17 protein-coding genes are annotated in these 18,246 nt (G+C 70.8%); 12 read left to right on the top strand and 5 right to left on the bottom strand.

Annotated features, from left to right (window positions below; all coding sequences use genetic code 11):
* The 3 genes from MKK67_RS30955 to MKK67_RS30945 all read right to left on the bottom strand — a co-directional run.
* On the bottom strand, nt 1-1,606 hold a 1,606-nt coding region (locus MKK67_RS30955; RefSeq protein ID WP_243972753.1), incomplete at its 3' end, for a glycosyltransferase family protein.
* Nucleotides 1,594-2,874: a glycosyltransferase family 4 protein gene (locus tag MKK67_RS30950; RefSeq protein WP_243972751.1), complete on the bottom strand. Its 1,281-nt coding sequence runs from the start codon at nt 2,872-2,874 to the stop codon at nt 1,594-1,596. The genes MKK67_RS30955 and MKK67_RS30950, both read right to left, overlap by 13 nt.
* The gene (locus MKK67_RS30945) at nt 2,871-4,109 is read right to left on the bottom strand and encodes a glycosyltransferase family protein (protein WP_313899053.1); all 1,239 of its coding nucleotides are present in this window, start codon (nt 4,107-4,109) and stop codon (nt 2,871-2,873) included. Before MKK67_RS30945 ends, MKK67_RS30950 begins: the two co-directional genes overlap by 4 nt.
* A gap of 145 nt (nt 4,110-4,254) precedes the next feature.
* On the opposite strand from MKK67_RS30945, the gene MKK67_RS30940 reads away from it, so the two are divergent.
* A complete protein-coding gene (locus MKK67_RS30940) occupies nt 4,255-5,520 on the top strand; it encodes a glycosyltransferase family 87 protein (RefSeq protein ID WP_243972747.1) in 1,266 nt (421 codons plus the stop codon).
* Between the two features lie 521 nt (nt 5,521-6,041).
* A complete protein-coding gene (locus MKK67_RS30935) occupies nt 6,042-6,572 on the top strand; it encodes a hypothetical protein (protein WP_243972745.1) in 531 nt (176 codons plus the stop codon).
* Nucleotides 6,573-6,939: 367 nt separating this feature from the next.
* On the opposite strand, the gene MKK67_RS30930 is transcribed toward MKK67_RS30935, so the two are convergent.
* Nucleotides 6,940-7,800, bottom strand: a complete 861-nt coding sequence (locus MKK67_RS30930) for a carotenoid 1,2-hydratase (protein WP_243972743.1) — start codon at nt 7,798-7,800, stop codon at nt 6,940-6,942.
* The gene (gene crtD / locus MKK67_RS30925) at nt 7,797-9,332 is read right to left on the bottom strand and encodes a 1-hydroxycarotenoid 3,4-desaturase CrtD (protein ID WP_243972742.1); all 1,536 of its coding nucleotides are present in this window, start codon (nt 9,330-9,332) and stop codon (nt 7,797-7,799) included. Before crtD ends, MKK67_RS30930 begins: the two co-directional genes overlap by 4 nt.
* A gap of 111 nt (nt 9,333-9,443) precedes the next feature.
* On the opposite strand from crtD, the gene MKK67_RS30920 reads away from it, so the two are divergent.
* The 10 genes from MKK67_RS30920 (at nt 9,444) to pufL (ending at nt 18,243) form a co-directional block, all read left to right on the top strand.
* Nucleotides 9,444-10,313, top strand: coding sequence for a polyprenyl synthetase family protein (locus MKK67_RS30920; protein ID WP_243972741.1), 870 nt, complete (start codon nt 9,444-9,446; stop codon nt 10,311-10,313).
* A gap of 32 nt (nt 10,314-10,345) precedes the next feature.
* Entirely contained in the window at nt 10,346-11,464 is a 1,119-nt protein-coding gene (locus MKK67_RS30915; RefSeq protein ID WP_243972740.1) for an acetylserotonin O-methyltransferase, read from the top strand.
* A 99-nt stretch (nt 11,465-11,563) separates the two neighbouring features.
* Nucleotides 11,564-12,502, top strand: a complete 939-nt coding sequence (bchC, locus tag MKK67_RS30910; RefSeq protein ID WP_243972739.1) for a chlorophyll synthesis pathway protein BchC — start codon at nt 11,564-11,566, stop codon at nt 12,500-12,502.
* On the top strand, nt 12,499-13,503 hold the full coding sequence (locus tag MKK67_RS30905; protein WP_243972738.1) for a chlorophyllide a reductase iron protein subunit X: 1,005 nt from the start codon (nt 12,499-12,501) through the stop codon (nt 13,501-13,503). The genes bchC and MKK67_RS30905 overlap by 4 nt, the downstream gene beginning before the upstream one ends.
* A gap of 3 nt (nt 13,504-13,506) precedes the next feature.
* On the top strand, nt 13,507-15,051 hold the full coding sequence (bchY, locus tag MKK67_RS30900) for a chlorophyllide a reductase subunit Y (protein WP_243972736.1): 1,545 nt from the start codon (nt 13,507-13,509) through the stop codon (nt 15,049-15,051).
* Nucleotides 15,051-16,517, top strand: coding sequence for a chlorophyllide a reductase subunit Z (gene bchZ, locus MKK67_RS30895; protein ID WP_243972733.1), 1,467 nt, complete (start codon nt 15,051-15,053; stop codon nt 16,515-16,517). Before bchY ends, bchZ begins: the two co-directional genes overlap by 1 nt.
* A gap of 35 nt (nt 16,518-16,552) precedes the next feature.
* A complete protein-coding gene (locus MKK67_RS30890) occupies nt 16,553-16,774 on the top strand; it encodes a hypothetical protein (RefSeq protein ID WP_243972731.1) in 222 nt (73 codons plus the stop codon).
* A gap of 126 nt (nt 16,775-16,900) precedes the next feature.
* Nucleotides 16,901-17,137, top strand: a complete 237-nt coding sequence (pufB, locus tag MKK67_RS30885; RefSeq protein ID WP_058194392.1) for a light-harvesting antenna LH1, beta subunit — start codon at nt 16,901-16,903, stop codon at nt 17,135-17,137.
* Between the two features lie 10 nt (nt 17,138-17,147).
* Complete coding sequence (gene pufA / locus MKK67_RS30880; RefSeq protein ID WP_058194393.1) at nt 17,148-17,336, top strand: light-harvesting antenna LH1, alpha subunit; 189 nt, start codon at nt 17,148-17,150, stop codon at nt 17,334-17,336.
* A gap of 82 nt (nt 17,337-17,418) precedes the next feature.
* Nucleotides 17,419-18,243: a photosynthetic reaction center subunit L gene (gene pufL, locus MKK67_RS30875; protein ID WP_243972729.1), complete on the top strand. Its 825-nt coding sequence runs from the start codon at nt 17,419-17,421 to the stop codon at nt 18,241-18,243.
* The last annotated feature ends 3 nt before the right edge of the window (nt 18,244-18,246 follow it).

The following is an 18,246-nucleotide window of genomic DNA, read 5'->3' as shown; positions in this document are numbered from 1 at the left end:
CATCGTCGTCCCGCCACCAGAACGGCACACGCTGGCCGCGCGCGGCCACTTCGTCCAGGGTTTTTCGGAGTACAGTGAAGCCGAAACGCGCGCTCTCCCTCCCCCCTCTGCGGGGGAGGGTACCCTGCGCAGCAGGGGGGGAGAGGGGCAGCGCGACGGCGCAGGATGTGTTGCCCGGCGCACTTTTGCCTGAAGCGGCGCTCCCCTCTCCCGACCTCCTTCGGGGGCCACCCTCCCCCGCAGAGGGGGGAGGGAAGGGGGCGTTTGAGCGACCGGTGCTTTGATCCGCAAGGGCGGCAAGGCTCACGGGCCGGCCCGTGCCGGTCGCGACGCGCCCCCTCTCCCGTGCTGGAGAGGGTTGGGGTGAGGGGTCAGGTTTTTCCGGAGAGGTCGCATCCCTCACCCTGTCCCTCTCCCGCACGGGAGAGGGGACCAGCGCCGCATCCGGCACCATCCGACCCGCCGGGAAGACCTGAGCGCTGCGACCGACCAAAACATCCTCGACGATCCTGACCGTCCGCCCCGCCCCGCCGAGATCGATCCCGTGCGGCTCGGGCGGCTTTGCGCCGAGCTGGGCGGCCACCGCTTGCAGGAGTGATGCCGCGGTCAGGTCCGCCTCCGGCAGCACCCGGGCGAGGCCGCGTCCGGCGAGGCACTCCGCGCGCAGCCGCTGCTCGGTCTCGCCGCCGGCCTCGAAGGGGACCAGCACCGCGGGCGTGGCCGTCGCCAGGAGGTCGATGGCGGTGTTGTAGCCGCACTGGCTCACCGACAGGGCCGCCCCCGCGAGCAGGGCCCGGTAATCGGGACGCGCCCGCTGGATCGTGCCGTCCGGCAAACCGCGGCCGAGTGCAGCCAGATCGGCCTCCGGCACACCGTGCCCCGCCAGGATCCGCCAGCCGAGCGCCGGCTGAAGCCGGGCCGCCTCGGCGGAGGCCCGCAGCAGACCGAGTCCTGCCGGCCCGGATCCGGCCGCGACCAGCACGCCCTTGCGCGTCGTTGCCGGTGGGCAGGCGGTGCCCTCGTCGACATAGCCGGTGTACCGGATCTTTTGGGCGGTCCCGGCATCGACGGGCCAGGAGGCGTCGAGGGGCACCAGGGTCGGATCGCCGTGGACCAGCACGGCATCGTAGAGCCGCGCCACCCGCTCATGCGCCTGCGCGATCCGCTCCGGCTTGGACGACGCGACCAGGATGTCGCGCACGGAAGCCAGAACCAGCGGGCGCGGCCGGCGCGCCCGCGCGGCCTCGACCAGGGCCAGGAACTCGGCGGCCAGCGCCCGGCGGCCGAACGGGAACAGCTCGGTGATCACCGCGTCGGGGGCGAAATCCGCCAGGGCGTCCAGGAGCAGGGCGCGGCGCTGCGCGAATAGGGCGGCCTCGGCCGGGCTTCCGTCCGGCCCGAGCGGCCGCGCAAAGTCGGTGCCGGCGACGTGGAGCGGCGGCAGCTGCACCAGGCGCAGGCCCTCCGGCCGCACCATCGGGGCCGGCCTGCCGCCCGAGACCAGCAGCGCGTCATGGGCCGCCGCCGCAAACGCCCGCGCCAGGGCGGCGGCGCGGGTGAGATGGCCGGCGCCGAGCAGATGCGTGACCGCGATCAGGACGCGCACGCGGCCAGCTCCGGTTCCAGGCTTTTGGCTGACGGGGGGAGACCCGCCGAGAGGCGCAGGGCATCCGCGATCAGGTCGATCGCAGCCGCTTCCGAGAAATCGCGCACCAGCCGGACCCGGGCGGCCTCGCCGAGGCGCAGACGCAGGGCCGGATCGGCAGCGAGACGAGACAGGGCGTTCGCGAGGGCGGCGGGGTCGCCGGGGGCGACCAGGGTGCCGTGTTCGCCGTCGGTGATGAATTCCGGCGTGCCCGCGAAGGCGGTGGCCAGGATCGGCAGCGCCTGGCTCGCGGCCTCCATCAGCACGTTGGGCAGACCGTCCCGGTCGCCGCCCGGGGCGGGCTTGGTCGGCAGCACGAACAGGTCGGCCTCTCGCATCGCCGCGACCACAGCCGGCTGCGCCAGGGCGCCCAGAAAGGTCACGCGCTCGGTGAGAAACCGCTCGCGAACCCGCGCTTCCAGGGCGCCGCGCAGCTCGCCGCCGCCGATCAGGTCGAGGCGCCAGTGCAGATTCTTGGACAGGGCCGCGAGGGCGTCGATCAAATCGTCATGCCCCTTCTTGGCGACCAGACGGCCGACGCAGAGGAGCCGCAGCGGCGCCGCCGGGTCGGTCCCGTCCCGGGGCGCGCGAAGTGGGGGCGCGGCGGGGAAGCGGGCGAGGTCGAGGCCGTGATAGGCGAGCCGCGTCCGGCCCGGCGCCAGGGATTCGAGCCGGGCGAGCCCGTCGCGTGTGCAGGTCACCCCCCAGGCCGCGTCGGCGAGCTTCTCGGTGAGCTCCCAGGCCGGCGTTGTCCAGATGTCCTTGGCGTGGGCGGAAAAACTCCAGCGCCGCCCGGTCAGCAGCGCGGCGTAGCGGGCGACGCTGGCCGGCGTGTGCAGGAAATGCACGTGGATATGGGCCACCTCGGGCGGCAGCTCCCGGGCGAGAACCAGCGCCTGCCCGAGCCGGCGCAGGCGCGAGGCCGAGGGATCGCGAAAAAGGTCGCGGGCGAACAGGGCGAGCAGGGCCGGCAGGCGCGGCCGCGCCAGGGCTGCACCGAGGCCGCGCAGCACCCGAAAGGGCGCATCGCGAAGATATTCGGGCAGGTAGGCGGCGGGCGCCTGGATCGCCGCGTGCATTGGGTGGCGGGCGCGGTCTGTGGGCCGGCGCAGGGACCAGATCTCCAGGGGCAGGCCGCGCCGCTCCAGGGCCAGCAGTTCCTGGGCAATGAAGGTCTCGGAGAGACGCGGATAGCCCTTCAGCACCACCGCGATGCGTTTCTCCGTCACGAGAAGGCCCGCGCCCGGGCGCCCAGCGTCCCGGGGCCGGCCAGCGCCCGGACCCGGCGCGCGACCGCGTCGAGCCCGTCGAGCAGGCCCGGCACCAGCACCCGCGACGGCACGCTCTGGTCCGGCAGGGCACGGAGCGCCGCGGCCATGCGCTGCGGCGCGCGGCCGTCGGCCTCCAGCAGCACCCGGGCGAGGCCGAGCTGCTCGGCCGCCAGCGCCCGGATCGCCTGCTCCCGGCGCGGCTCGGTGCGCGGCACCAGGATCGCCCGCAGGTCGAAGGACAGGATCTCGCAGAACGTGTTGTAGCCGCCCATCGCCACGACCCCGGCGGCCTTGCGCATCAGGAACTCGATCTGGCTGTCGAAGGTGATCGCCGCGATTTTTTGCCCGAGCCGGTCGATCCGGGCCGTGAAGCCGTCCCGGGTGGCGTCGTCGAGGAACGGTCCGAAGGCGATCAGGGCGGGCAGGGGGATGCCGGGATCGGTCTCGTAGGCGGCGATCACCCAGTCGATCAGCGCGGCGCCGTCGCCGCCGCCGCCGGGCGTGACCAGCACGAACGGCCCCCGGGCGATGGCCGGCTCCTCACGGCCGGCGCGCATCTCCGGCACCTCCCGGCGCAGATACCCGGTATAGATCAGCCGCTCGGCGATCCGGGCGGCCATCTCGGGCTCCATCGGCAGGGCGGCCAGGGGCTCGTGGATGCGGCTGAGGCCGTAGACCCAGATCTCGTCGTAGAACCGCGCCATGATCTCGGCGGCGCCCTTGCGCTCCCATTCGGGCACGAGGCGGTCGGCGTCGTCGAGCACGTCGCGCAGGCCGAGCACGAGGCGCGTGCCCCGGGTGGCGGCGGCTTCCAGCACCGGCATCAGCTCGCCGTGGAAACCCGCGGGTTCCTTGTCGACCAGGATCAGGTCGGGGGCGAAGCTGGCATCGGTCCGGGCGATGATCGCCGTGCGCTGCGCCACCGTGCGGGCCAGCGGCGTGGTGCCGTCGAGGCTGGCATAGTTCCCGTCGGCGAACTTGGTCACGGATGGCAGCCGTACGGTGTAGACGCCTTGCGCGAAGGCGTAGCGGTCGACCACCGGGGAGCCGGAGATGATCATCGCCCGCGCGCCGCGGTTGCACGCCACGATGGCGTTGGCGATCGCCCGCGAGCGCCGCAGGTGCCCAAGCCCGAACGTGTCGTGGCTGTAGATCAGGACGCGCGGGGCGGGGGAGGCCTCGTCCGGTCGCATCGTCATCGCCGCCCCCGTTGACGGCGCGAATGTCGCAGCCGCGCCCCTCTCGCACAAGCCGCGGCGTTCGGCAAACCGCGTCATTAACCACGGCGGAACCGCCTTCGCCTTAGAGTGGCGGTCGACCACCCCGCCGAAAGCCGCCATGTCCGCGCCCATCCCGATCGCAGCGCCGGTGTCGTGGACCGCGGCGCTCTGGGCCGATCTCAAGGACCTCGTCGGCAGCGACGCCCGGCTGCTCGCCTTCGCCAAGCGCGCCGCCTGGGTGCTGGTGCCGCTGACGCTCGCCATCGTCGCCGTGGTGTTCGGCACCGGGCCGGAGCCGCGCCGGAACTGGTACGGCGACATGCTGGGCAACGATTTCAGCCAGATCTGGGTGGCCGGCCGGTCCGCCCTCGATGGGCGGGGCGGCGAGCCCTACGACCTGGCCGTCCATCTCGAGAACCTGAAGGCGGCGTTCGGGCCGGAATGCCGGTTCGCCTGGCACTACCCGCCGGTGTTCCTGATCCCCGCCGCGGCCTTCGCGACCCTGGAGCCGCAGCCGGCCTTCTTTCTCTGGACGGTCCTGTCGCTGACCACCTTCGCGCTGACGATGCGGTTCGCCGCCGGCCGGCGCGACGCGGCCTGGATCGCGCTCGCCCACCCGCTGGTATTCTGCAACCTGACCTACGGCCAGAACGGACTGTTCACGGCCTCGCTCCTGACCCTCGGGGCGCTGCTGGTCGACCGCCGCCCCTGGCTGTCCGGCCTGTGCTTCGGCCTGCTCGCCTACAAGCCGCATTTCGCCGCCCTTGCGCCGCTGCTCCTGCTGATCACCGGCCGCAAAACCTGCCTGGCCTCCTGCCTGGCGACCGCGCTCGCCCTGTGCCTCGCCTCGCTGGCCCTGTTCGGCACCGCCCCGTGGATCGGCTTCCTGGGGACGCTCGGTGAGACCAACCGGATCATCCTGCAAAAGGCCGCGGCCGGGCTCGAACTCAATGCCAGCGCCTTCGGGGCCGTGCGGCTGCTCGGCGGCCCGATCCTGGCCGCCTGGGCACTCCAAGCGCTCGTCGCCGCCCTGGCGCTCGCCCTCGCCATCCGTGCCTGGACGCGGCCGGTAGAGCCCGATCTGCGCGCCGCAGCCCTGCTCGCTGCCGCACCGCTGCTCTCGCCCTACCTGCCGGTCTACGACCTTGTGCCCCTGGTTCCGGCGACGCTGCTGCTGGTGCTCACCGCCCACCGCGCCGGCGGCCTGCGCCGCCCCGAGCGCGCGCTCCTGCTCGCCACGCCCCTGTTCGCGCTCCTGCGCGAGGGCGCCGGCCTGACCGGCTTTCCCCTTGGGCTGGTCCTGAGCCTCGCGACCCTGGCCTGCATCACCGACCGGATCCGCCCGTGGCGCTTTTCGGGCGGTCGCCGGTCCGCTCTCGCCTGAGCTCCCGTCCCAGGAAGCCGCACGCCGTCATTGCGAGCGCAGCGAAGCAACCTAGGGAAACGCCACATTTGGAGATCGCGCGCCGCCCTGGGTTGCTTCGCTGCGCTCGCAATGACGGCGGGGCGTTCTTCTTGACATCGACGCCACGTCGTGTCCCGATGATATCAAGTTCTCAGATAGCCTCCTCAAAATCTTATTTTTGAAAATCGTTCCCTTGGCTGATCATGTGCCAAGCAGCGCCGAGCATAGTTCTCGGCTTGATCTCGGACTAAGCTTACTGATAGCCAAAAATTATTCGCGGGAGAATCATCGTGTTTTCAGCGTTCCTGAAATACGTCGGCAGCTCCTATCACCCGCACGTTGAGACGTCGAAAACGTCCACGCCTTCAACCTCGGATCGGCGCACCCGGACGACCACCACGCCGTCGACCACGACGGCGGACGCGGACAAGAAATCCTTCTCGCAGGTCGCCGTCGAGGCTCGAAAATTTCTGGATGCCGGCTATCAGAAGCTCGGCAAGGTGGCCGATGCCGCCACGACCGACCAGGATTGGCACGGCACCATCCGCATCCAGGCGCTCGACCGCCGCGCGCTCTACGCCATCGCCACCAATCACGGTGGCCTGTTCTCCGCGACCGAGGTGAAGGCGGCCAAATCCGAGGTTGCGTCCATCGCGGCGCGCGCGTCCCGCACCGCCAATCCCCGCGGCACCGATGCGGCGGCGGCCGCCAAGGCGACGATCACCGTTCTGGACGGCGCCGGCCCGGAGGAAAAAGCGTCCCTGGACTGGGCGCAGAAGCGCGCCGCGGCGCAGGTGCAGTATCAGAGCCTCGCGAAGGAGCGGCACCAGGGGCGGGCCGCCCTGAGCGTCGAAACCGGTGATCCGGTCGTCAACCACTTCGTCAAAGCCTGGGGTGAGCTCGAGAAATCGAAAGCCGATGCGCAGGATCCGGCGTCGGTCCGCATCGAGGACATGCCGTCCTGGTCGAAGGGTGTTTCGCTCTGGAAGAGCTTGCAGGAGTCGCAGACGAAGGTTCTGGGTCGGCTGTAACCGCATCCCGAGCGATCAAAGATCCCACCCTCCACCTCATCCTGAGGTGCTGCGCAGCAGCCTCGAAGGAGGCTTCCAGGGATCGCGGAGCTCTCTGGAGGGCTCCTTCGAGGCCTCCGCTGCGCTGCGGCACCTCAGGATGAGGTGGCGGGTGGGAGGTTCGGGGCTGAGGACATGTTCGCGACTTACGAAGATGTATGGAAAGCCGCTGCATTGCTGGAGCTCGTCTTTCCAGCGCGGTCAGACTTGTGCGCACGCGTAAGTCGGACACCCCGTCATTCCGGGGTCCGCCTCGCGGCCGCGGAATGACGGGGTGGGTTATGAGGCACCCGCCCGGATCGTGCGCATTCCCACATCCAAAAAAAAATCATCCCGCATAGGGCCGCGGCATGCGGAACGGCAGCATCAGCTGCACCAGCGGGTTGCGGAACCGGTCCAGCGAAAGACTCTCGTGCACGGCCCGCACGGGCTCGCCGCCGAGCGTCGAGGCGAGCAGGGAGCGTGAATAGAACGGCGTGTCCTCGAAGGTGGTGAGCACCCGGGAGCGGCCGTCGTCGCTGCGGGTCTCCCGGGGCATGCGCCAGAACGAGGTGGCCGGCAGGGTCGCGGCCAGGGGTGGGCGGATCTCGCGGCGGCTGCCGTCGTGGGAGAAGCGCAGCGACAGGTTCTGGCCGCCGCCGTTGCGGTGGCGCACGTCGTACAGGATCGCGGCGCCGTCCGGCAGGTCGGCCCGGCACCAGGTCCAGCGGGTGAAGGCCGAGGCCAGGGGCTCGTCGCCGTTGTTGGTGTCGAAATAGCCGCTGCCGGTCCAGCGGAGATCGGGCCGGTCGAGATCGACTTCGACCCGCGAGGACGGCGCCATCGGCCACCAGCGGTGCCGCCCACCGGGATCGAGCTGGAACGGCCCGGGGGTGAAGCCGCGCGGGGTGAGCCGCACCGTGCCGCGGATCCGCCGGGGCAGGGGGGCGCCGCGCTCGTCGATCCGGACCGTCAGGGCCGTGCCGTCCCACGCCATGGCGCTGGGGCCGATGGCGATGTGGTGCCGGCTGCGGGACAGGCTGCCGGCGCCGCGCTCGGTCATGGCGAAGCGGCTTTGGTCGCCGTAGAGCACCACGTTCATGGCGCAATGGGCAAACGGGTCCTTGTCGGCGCTCCAGCCGTAATAGGGCGAGAACACGCTGCCGATGAAGGCGATGATCGTCAGCCCCTGGCGACCGTCATCGCTCACCGCATCGACGTACCACCACGCGTAGCCGTTCTGCGCGACCGGGCCGTCGAATCGAGGTCCTGCAGGATCGCTGCCGCCGCCAGCCGGCCGGATTGCGCCGCCATCGGCACGCCCGGGCCAGGATGGATCGTGCCCCCCGCCAGGTACAGGCCCGGCAGGGCGGTCCGGGCGCCCGCCCGCTTGAAGGTCGAGGCCCAGCCCTGCGGCGCCCGGCCGTAGAGCGCCCCCGCGCTCCCCGGAAATTTTTTCTCGAACCCGGTCGGATCGGTCACCACCAGGGGCAGGGTCTCCGCGAAGGTCAGCCCGCAGGCTTCCAGCCGGCGATTCAGATTCGTCTCGCATCGGGCGATCTCCGAGGGCGTCAGCGGGCGCTCCCGGCCGTCGGCCGGGGCGTTGACGAGCATCAGCAGGCGTTCCGGCCCGGCGGGCGGGGCGCCCGTCTCGGTCCGGTCCTGCGCGCAGATGTAGATGGTGGGGTCGTCGGGCAGGCGGCGCTGCCGCAGGATCGTGTCGAACTCGGCCCGGTAATCGGCCGAGAAGAACACGGTGTGGTGGGCCAGCGGGAAGCCCTGCGGGATCGCCGCCGTGCACAGGGTGACGGCCGAGAGCGAGCGCTCGGCCGGGGCCAGCCGCTCACCCATGAGCGCCGCGTCCGGGCCGAACAGCCCCGCGCCGAGCGCCGCCGCATCGGCGTTGCAGACGATGGTTTCCGCTGGGATTTTTTCGCCGTCGGCTAGGACAACCCCGGAGACCCGGCCGCCCTCGGTGACGATCCGCTCGACATGCGCGCCGTAGCGGAACGTCGCGCCGCGCTCCGCGGCCAGATCCGCCACCGCCCCGGCGAGCGCACTCATGCCGCCCGCCACGGTCCAGACCCCCGCCTGCTCGACATGGGCGACCAGCATCAGCGTCGCCGGCGCGGTGAACGGCGAGGCGCCGCAATAGGTCGCGTAGCGCCCGAACAGCTGCAGCAGCCGGGGATCGCGGAAGAACGTGCCGAGCGCCGACCACAGCGTCGCGAAGGGCTGGATGCGCCAGAGGTCGCCGAGACCCGAGATCCCGACCCGTTGCGCCAGGCCGGTCGGGCTGGTCCGGCCCTCGCGGATGAACGGACCTTCCAGGGTCCGGTAGACCTCGGCCGAGCGGGCGCAGAATCGGCGGTAGCCGTCGGCCTCCCGGGGCCCGGCGAAGTCGGCGATCGCCGCTGCCGAGGCGTCCGGGTTGGCGAACAGGTCCAACCGCGCGTCTTTCGTCCAGGCGTGCCGGGCCAGCAGGCTCGCCGGCGTCAGCTGCGCATGGTCTGCGAAGCGAGCGCCCGCCTCGGCGAACAATTCTTCGAAGACCCAGCGCATCGTGAACACGGTCGGGCCGGTTTCGACGGCGAATTCGCCGACCGGCACGCGCGCCATCTTGCCGCCCGGCCGCGCGGCGCGCTCAACCACCGTGACCGATAGCCCGGCATGCGCCAACCGTAGGGCGGCGGCCAGACCGCCGATCCCGGCTCCGATCACCACGACGCGTTCCTGCGCCACGCTCAACCCCACGCCGTCCGCCTGCCGATTGGGATTGATCTCCGGTCCGCAAAGTGTCAATAAGAAATGACACTTGTCGCTGACAACCGATCATAACACGGGAGGCGCGCCATGGAGTCGGGCCGGCGGATCGAACAGGCGCTGGATCGCGCCGTGGCTTATGCCGAGGCGCCGGGTGCGCCGCCCCTCCTGGCCGAGGCCCTGCGCTACGCCGTCTTTCCCGGCGGACACCGCATCCGGCCCCGCCTGTGCCTCTCGGTGGCCCGGGCCTGCGGCGACGATGATCCCACCGCCTCCGAGGCCGCGGCGGCTGCGATCGAGTTGCTGCACTGCGCCTCCCTGGTCCACGACGACCTGCCCTGCTTCGACGACGCCCCCCTGCGCCGCCAGAAACCCACGGTGCACGTTGCCTTTGGCGAGCCGATCGCTGTGCTCGCCGGCGATGCCCTGATCGTTCTGGCCTTCGAGACCCTGGCTCGGGCCGCCGGCCCCTATCCGGTCCGGCTCGGTCGCCTCGTCGGCCTCCTCGGGCGCGCCGCCGGCTCGCCCAGCGGCATCGCGGCCGGACAGGCCTGGGAGTCGGAGGCCCATATCAGCCTGAGCGACTACCAGCAGGCCAAGACCGGCGCCCTGTTCGCCGCCGCGACTGTGCTGGGCGCGGCAGCCGCGGGATCCGATCCAGAGCCCTGGCGGCGCCTCGGAGAGTGTCTCGGCGAGGCCTACCAAGTTGCGGATGACCTGCGCGATGTCGCCTGCCGCCAGGAAGAGATCGGCAAGCCCGCCGGTCGCGACGCCACCCTCGGGCGCCCCAACGCCGCCGCGCTCCTCGGCACCGACGGCGCCCTGGATCGCCTGGCCCGTCTCACCCGTGAGGCGGTGGCGGCGATCCCGGCCTGTCCGGGTGTGGCGCAGCTCAAAGCCGAGATCGAGGCGCAGGCGCGGCTGTTCCTGCCTGCGAGCCTGCGCGCGGTGGCGGCCTGACCGCCGGCTCGGTTCCGCGCCCCGGCGCAACCTTGGCTCCTCGGGCTTCGCTCCGGGACCGCTGGCTCGGCTGGCGGAACCGCGTGGTGGCGAGCCCGCGCTTCCAGCGCTGGGCAGCGGGCTTCCCGCTGACCCGGGGCATCGCCCGGAAGAACACCCGGGCGCTGTTCGATCTCTGCGCCGGCTTCGTCTACACGCAGGTGCTGACGGCCTGCATCCGCCTCGACCTCTTCCGGATCCTGGCCGAGGGGCCACTGACCCTCGACATGCTGGCGCGCCGCCTCGACCTGCCGGTCGAGAAGACGCGCTGCCTGATGCGTGCCGCCGCCTCCCTCGACCTCGTCCGGGCGTTGCCGGGCGACCGTTTCGGCCTCGCCGATCTCGGCGCCGCCCTGACCGGCAATCCCGGGATCGCCGCGATGGTGGAGCACCACGCGCTGCTCTACGCCGACCTCGCGGATCCGGTGGCGCTCCTGCGCGGGACGGCGGAGCCGACCCGGCTCGCGCGCTACTGGCCCTACGCCGCCGGCGAGACCGCCGATGCGGCCTCGGTGGCGCCCTATGGCGGCCTGATGGGTTCGTCGCAGGCGCTGATCGCCGACGACGTGCTCGATGCCTGCGACCTCTCGCGGAGCCGGCACCTGATGGATGTCGGCGGCGGCGAGGGGGCGTTCCTGCAAGCGGTCGCGGCTCGGCATGACGCCCTGCCATTGACCCTGTTCGACCTTCCGGCCGTGGCCGGTCGCGCCGCCGAGCGGCTGGCGCAGGCGGGTTTGGCCGAGCGCATCACCTGCCGCGGCGGCAGCTTCCACGACGGCCTGCCGGCCGGTGCCGACACGATGTCCCTGGTCCGGATCGTCCACGATCACGATGACGGGCCGGCGCTGGCCCTGCTCAAGGCCGTGCACGCGGCGCTGCCGCCCGGCGGAACGCTGATCCTGGCGGAGCCGATGGCCGGCACGCCAGGGGCCGAGCCGGTTGGGGATGCGTATTTCGGATTCTACCTCCTCGCCATGGGCTCGGGCCGTCCGCGCCGCGCCGAGGAGCTGCACGCCATGCTGCGCAGGGCGGGTTTTGCGACCACGCGCGAGCACCGGACCCGCCGTCCGCTCCTCACACGTCTGATCGTCGCGCAGAAAGACGCACGTTGATGTAAGAATGACTTGACGCGCCATTGTGTCTATCTAGGATGACACATAGCGGTTCCGCCAAAGCGAGAGTCGCAAAACACAGGGCGGATTATTCCAGTCATGGACGCTCTTGCCGTCATCCTCGAACGTCCGGAGCACTTGGCGCTCAATCGCCTGGCCCTGACGCCTGCCGGAGCTGCCGACGCGGTCGTGGCGGTGTCCTGGAGCGGGATCAGCACCGGAACCGAGCGTCTTCTCTGGTCGGGCCGCATGCCGCCGTTCCCCGGCATGGGCTACCCCCTGGTCCCGGGCTACGAGTCGGTCGGCACCGTGGTCGAAGCCGCCGCCGATGCGCCGGTCCGAGTCGGACAGACCGTCTTCGTCCCGGGTGCCCGCTGCTTCGGTGCCGTCCGCGGCCTGTTCGGCGGCGCGGCCTCGCACCTCATCGCCCCGGCTGCCCGCCTCGTGCCGGTGGACTCGGCTCTCGGTGACACGGCCTGCCTGATCGCGCTCGCGGCCACGGCCTACCGGGCGCTCGGCGGCCTCTCCGCCGGAGCGAAGCCGCTGATCGTGGGGCACGGTGTGCTGGGACGGCTGCTGGCGCGCCTCACGCTCGCCGCCGGCGCCGAGCCGACCGTCTGGGAGCTGGACCCGGCCCGCCGCGAAGGCGCCCCCGGCTACACGGTCCTGGCACCGGAGGACGATTCCCGGCGCGATTACGCGGTGATCACTGATGTCAGCGGCGATGCGTCCGGCCTCGACGGGCTGATCGCCCGCCTGGCCCCCGGCGGCGAAATCGTGCTCGCCGGCTTTTACGAGGCGCCCCTGTCCTTCGCCTTCCCACCGGCCTTCATGCGGGAGGCCCGGATCCGGATCTCGGCCGAGTTCCGCCCCGAGGATCTCGCCGCGGTCACAGCGCTGATCGAGGGCGGCCGCCTCTCCCTCGACGGGCTGATCACCCACCGCGCCCCGGCGGCTCAAGCCCCGGACGCCTATCGCCAAGCCTTCGCCGATCCCGCCTGCCTGAAGATGATCCTCGACTGGAGGGACGCCGCGTGAACGTTCAGCTCAACAAGGCCGCCCTCGATCAGGCCACCCAGCTCCGCGCCGAAGCGGCGATCGAGCCGGATGCGGTCTCGACCGCCCCCGTGAAGAAAGAAACGCAGATCATCGCGATCTACGGCAAGGGCGGTATCGGCAAGTCGTTCACGCTCGCCAATCTCAGCTACATGATGGCCCAGCAGGGCAAGAAGGTCCTGCTGATCGGCTGCGATCCGAAAAGCGACACCACTTCGCTCCTGTTCGGCGGCAAGGCCTGCCCGACCATCATCGAGACCTCGACGAAGAAGAAGCTCGCCGGCGAGCCGGTGGCGATCGGCGATGTCTGCTTCAAGCGCGACGGCGTCTACGCCATGGAGCTCGGCGGCCCCGAGGTCGGGCGCGGCTGCGGCGGCCGGGGTATCATCCACGGCTTCGAGCTGCTGGAAAAGCTCGGCTTCCACGATTGGGGCTTCGACTTCGTCCTCTTGGACTTCCTGGGCGACGTGGTCTGCGGCGGCTTCGGCCTGCCGATCGCCCGGGACATGTGCCAGAAGGTCATCGTCGTCGGCTCGAACGACCTGCAATCGCTCTACGTCGCCAACAACGTCTGCTCGGCGGTCGAGTATTTCCGCAAGCTCGGCGGCAATGTCGGCGTGGGCGGCCTGGTGATCAACAAGGATGACGGCACCGGCGAGGCCCAGGCCTTCGCGGACGCCGCCGGCATCCCGGTCCTGGCCTCGATTCCGGCCGACGACGACATCCGCCGCAAGAGCGCCAATTACGAGATCATCGGCCGTCCGGAGAGCCGCTGGGGCAGCCTGTTCTCGGATCTGGCCGCCAACGTCGCCACGTCCGCGCCGCACCGGCCGACGCCGCTCACGCAGGACGGGCTGCTCGGCCTGTTCTCCAGCGATGTGACCGGCCGCGACGTGGTCCTGGTCCCGGCGACCCATGAGGACATGTGCGGCGTCGCGCACGTGACCAAGCCGTCCCTCGAAGTCGTCTACGACGAGGTTTGAGGCATGGCCGTCTCCCTCGACATCTCCGATCTGCGGGCTCGTCCCCGCCCTGCCGCCCCGCCGGCCGAGGCGATCAACCTCGACGCCACCAAAGGCGACGGGCTGGGCTGCCATTCCGGCAAGGATGCGATGCGGGAAGCCGCCGAGGCGGCCGGGATATCGGAGACCCTGGCGCAGCTCCGCAGCGATTACCCGCAGGGGCCGCACGACCAGCCGCAGAGCATGTGCCCGGCCTTTGGCTCGCTCCGGGTCGGCCTGCGCATGCGCCGCACCGCCACGATCCTCTCGGGCTCGGCCTGCTGCGTCTACGGCCTGACCTTCACGTCGCATTTCTACGGCGCCCGGCGCAGCGTCGGCTACGTGCCGTTCAATTCCGAGACCCTGGTCACCGGCAAGCTGTTCGAGGACATCCGCGAGGCGGTCCACGCCACGGCCAAGCCCGAGGATTACGACGCGGTCGTCGTCATCAACCTCTGCGTGCCGACCGCCTCGGGCGTCCCGCTCCGCCTGCTGCCGAAGCAGATCGACGGCGTCCGGGTGATCGGCATCGACGTGCCGGGCTTCGGGGTTCCGACCCATGCCGAGGCCAAAGACGTTCTGGCCGGGGCCATGCTCAAGGTCGCCCGCACCGAGGCCGAGCAGGGCCCGGTCGCGACACCGCGCGGCGGCCGCTCGGAGCGCCCGAGCGTGGCGCTGCTCGGCGAGGTCTTCCCGGCAGACCCGGTGGTGATCGGCGCGCTGCTGGAGCCTTTGGGCCTCGCGGCGGGGCCGGTGGTGCCGACCCGCGAATGGCGCGAGCTCTACGCTGCCCTGGACTGCGCCGCCGTTGCAGCCATCCACCCGTTCTACACCGCTTCGATCCGCGAGTTCGAGGCGGCCGGCCGGCCCGTGGTCGGCTCCGCCCCGGTGGGCGTCGACGGCACCGCGGACTGGCTCGACCGGATCGGCGAGGCCTGCGGCGTCAGGCGTGCCACCGTCGAGGCGGCCAAAAACAAGATCCTCCCGGGCATCCGCGGCGCCCTCGCCGCCATGCCGATCAAGGGCCGGATCACGCTTTCCGGCTACGAGGGCTCGGAGCTGCTGGTGGCGCGTCTCCTCATCGAGAGCGGCGCCGAGGTCCCGTATGTCGGCACCGCCTGCCCGCGCACGCCGTGGTCCGAGGCAGACCGCGATTGGCTCGAAGCGCGCGGCACCGAAGTCCGCTACCGCGCCTCGCTGGAGGACGACCTCTTCGCCCTCGACGCGCTGAAGCCGGACCTGGCCATCGGCACGACGCCGGTGGTGCAGCGGGCCAAGGAGCGCGGCACGCCGGCCCTCTACTTCACCAACCTGATCTCGGCCCGCCCGCTCATGGGCGCGGCCGGCGCCGGTTCCCTGGCGCGGGTGATCAACGGCGCGCTCGCCAACAAGCCCCGCTTCGACGCCATGCGCGAGTTCTTCGAGGGTGTCGGCACCGGCCACGCCGCCGGCGTCTGGCAGGAAACCCCGCAGAAGCGCCAGGGCCCGAAGATCGAAGGTCCGAAGAAGCCGATCGGGGAGATGGCGTGATGCTGATCCTCGATCACGACAGGGCCGGGGGCTACTGGGGCGCCGTCTACGTCTTCACGGCGATCAAGGGCTTGCAGGTCGTCATCGACGGCCCGGTCGGCTGCGAGAACCTGCCGGTCACCTCGGTGCTGCACTACACCGACGCGCTGCCGCCGCACGAATTGCCGATCGTCGTCACGGGTCTCGCCGAGGAAGAGCTCGGCCGCCACGGCACCGAGGGCGCGATGAAGCGCGCCCACGCCACCCTCGATCCGGGCCAGCCCAGCGTGGTCGTCACTGGCTCGATCGCCGAGATGATCGGCGGCGGCGTGACGCCGGAGGGCACCGGCCTCCAGCGCTTCCTGCCGCGCACCATCGACGAGGACCAGTGGCAGGCTGCCGACCGCGCGATGCGCTGGCTCTGGCAGGAATACGGCGCCAAGAAATTCGCCAAGAAGGGCATCCCCGCCCGGCCCGAGAAGAAGCCCGGCGAAAAGCCGCGGGTGAACATCATCGGGCCGGCCTACGGCACCTTCAACATGCCCTCCGACCTCGCCGAGATCCGGCGGCTGGTCGAGGGGGTCGGCGCCGAGGTGAACTTGACCTTCCCGCTGGGCTCGCACCTCGCGGATGTGCCCAAGCTCGTCAACGCCGACGCCAATATCTGCCTCTACCGCGAGTTCGGACGCCTGCTCTGCGAGGACCTGGAGCGGCCCTACCTGCAGGCGCCGGTCGGCATCCTCTCGACCACCAAGTTCCTGCGCTCATTGGGTGCGATCCTCGGGCTCGACCCGGAGCCGTTCATCGAGCGCGAGCGCCACACCACGATCAAGCCGGTCTGGGACCTCTGGCGCTCGGTCACGCAGGACTTTTTCGGGACCGCCAGCTTCGGGATCGTCGCCACCGAGACCTACGCCCGCGGTGTCCGGCACTTCCTTGAAGACGAGATGGGGCTGCCTTGCAACTTCGCGTTCAGCCGGTCGGCCGGGCTGAAGCCCGACAACGATGCGGTGCGCAAGGCCATCGCCGAGAAGCCGCCGCTGGTGCTGTTCGGCTCGTTCAACGAGCGGATGTATCTCGCCGAGTGCGGGGCCCGGGCGACCTACATCCCGGCCTCGTTCCCCGGGGCGATTATCCGGCGGCACACCGGCACGCCGTTCATGGGGTTCGCGGGCGCGACCTACCTGGTCCAGGAAGTTTGCAACGCGCTGTTCGACACGCTCTTCCACATCCTGCCGCTCGCCCGCGACATGGACAAGGTCGAGGCCACCCCGGCGCGCCACCACCGCGAGCTGCCCTGGGACGAGGCCGCGCGCGCGGCGCTGGACGACCTGGTCGAGGCGCAGCCGGTCCTGGCCCGCATCTCCGCCGCCAAGCGCCTGCGCGACGCCGCCGAGCGCGCCGCCCGCACAGCCGAATCCGCTGCCGTCGCGCCTGCCCATGTGGCACGCGCCCGAGCCGATCTTGCCGGGGGGATCCCCGCATGAACCGCCTTTCCGTTCCCCTGAGAGGAGACCTGACGATGCGAACGATGGTCCCGACCGCACGTCTGCACCAGGAAGCGCTGCAGTTCCGGCTGATCCTGGCCGCGACCTACCCGTGCTTCCTCGCCGCCGCCGCGTTCAACCGCGTCCGTCCGGCCCGCGAGGCCGCCCGCCTGGGTTTCGCGCCGGCGCGCCGTTCGGTGTTCGGCGAGGCCCGCGCCATGGCGGTTCAAGCGATCCCCTTCGCCTTCATGGGCTGAACGCCCTGATCGAGACGCTTCCGTCCGGTGACGCGGGGGAAGTCAAGCCGTGACCGCCTTGAGCAACACGGCAGCACCCGTCGCCTTCCTCTCGGGGAACGCGGCCAACACACGGAGGTCTGAATCATGGCCGGTGGACCCGTTGCAACAGAAAGACCGAGCAGCCTGTCCGGGCTGACGGAACCGGAAGCCAAGGAGTTCCACGCGATCTTCCTGACGAGCTTCCTCATCTTCACGGCGATTGCCGTGGTCGCCCACATCCTCGTCTGGTTGTGGCGCCCCTGGCTCCCCGGACCGCAGGGCTACGCCTCTCTCGAAGGCGTCACCGATGCGGCCCGCGCCCTCGTCACGATGATCGGCTGAGGAGGATCGGATGCACAAGGTCTGGTTACTGTTCGATCCGCGGCGCACGCTGGTGGCTCTGTTCACCTTCCTCTTCATCCTGGCGCTGCTGATCCACTTCATCCTGCTCTCGACCGACCGGTTCAACTGGCTGGAAGGTCCGAAGGCGAACAAGGCGGCGAGCAACATCACGCTCGTCCTGCCCAGCATGCCCGCCTGATCCAGGCTGGCCGGGACCGCGGCTCCAAAGGGCCGCGGTCCAAAAACCCCAAAAATTGCGGCCGGGCTGAGGAGTGTCCGCCATGGCGATGCTGAGCTTCGAGCGAAAGTACAGGATCCGCGGCGGGACGCTGCTCGGGGGCGACCTGTTCGACTTCTGGGTCGGGCCGTTCTTCGTCGGATTCTTCGGCGTGACCGGGCTGTTCTTCACGGTGCTCGGCACCGCGCTGGTGATCTACGGTGCCGCGATCGGGCCGACCTGGAACGTCTGGCAGATCAACATCGCGCCGCCCGACATCAGCTACGGGCTGAAGCTCGCGCCGCTGAAAGAGGGCGGCCTCTGGCAGATCATCACGTTCTGCGCGCTGGGCTCGTTCCTGTCCTGGATGATGCGCGAGGTCGAGATCTGCCGGAAGCTCGGCATCGGCTATCACGTGCCGGCCGCCTTCGGCATGGCGATCTTCGCCTATTTCACCCTCGTCGTGGTGCGGCCGTTCCTGATGGGTGCCTGGGGCTACGGCTTCCCGTACGGCATCCTCAGCCACCTCGATTGGGTGTCGAACACCGGGTACCAATACCTGCACTTCCACTACAATCCGGCGCACATGCTGGCCGTGACGTTCTTCTTCACGACCACCCTGGCGCTGGCGATGCACGGCGGCCTGATCCTCGCGGCGACCAACCCGAAGAAGGGCGAGACCGTGAAGACCCCCGAGCACGAGGACACCTTCTTCCGCGACACGATCGGCTACTCGATCGGCACGCTCGGCATCCACCGCCTCGGCCTGTTCCTGGCCCTGTCGGCGGGCTTCTGGAGCGCCGTCTGCATCGTGATCAGCGGGCCGTTCTGGACGCAGGGCTGGCCGCAATGGTGGGGCTGGTGGCTCAACCTGCCGGTGTGGCGCTGAAAA

This window comes from Methylobacterium sp. J-072, from assembly GCF_022829425.1.
Classification (GTDB): domain Bacteria; phylum Pseudomonadota; class Alphaproteobacteria; order Rhizobiales; family Beijerinckiaceae; genus Methylobacterium.
This window is presented reverse-complemented; position numbering and strand designations above follow the sequence as displayed.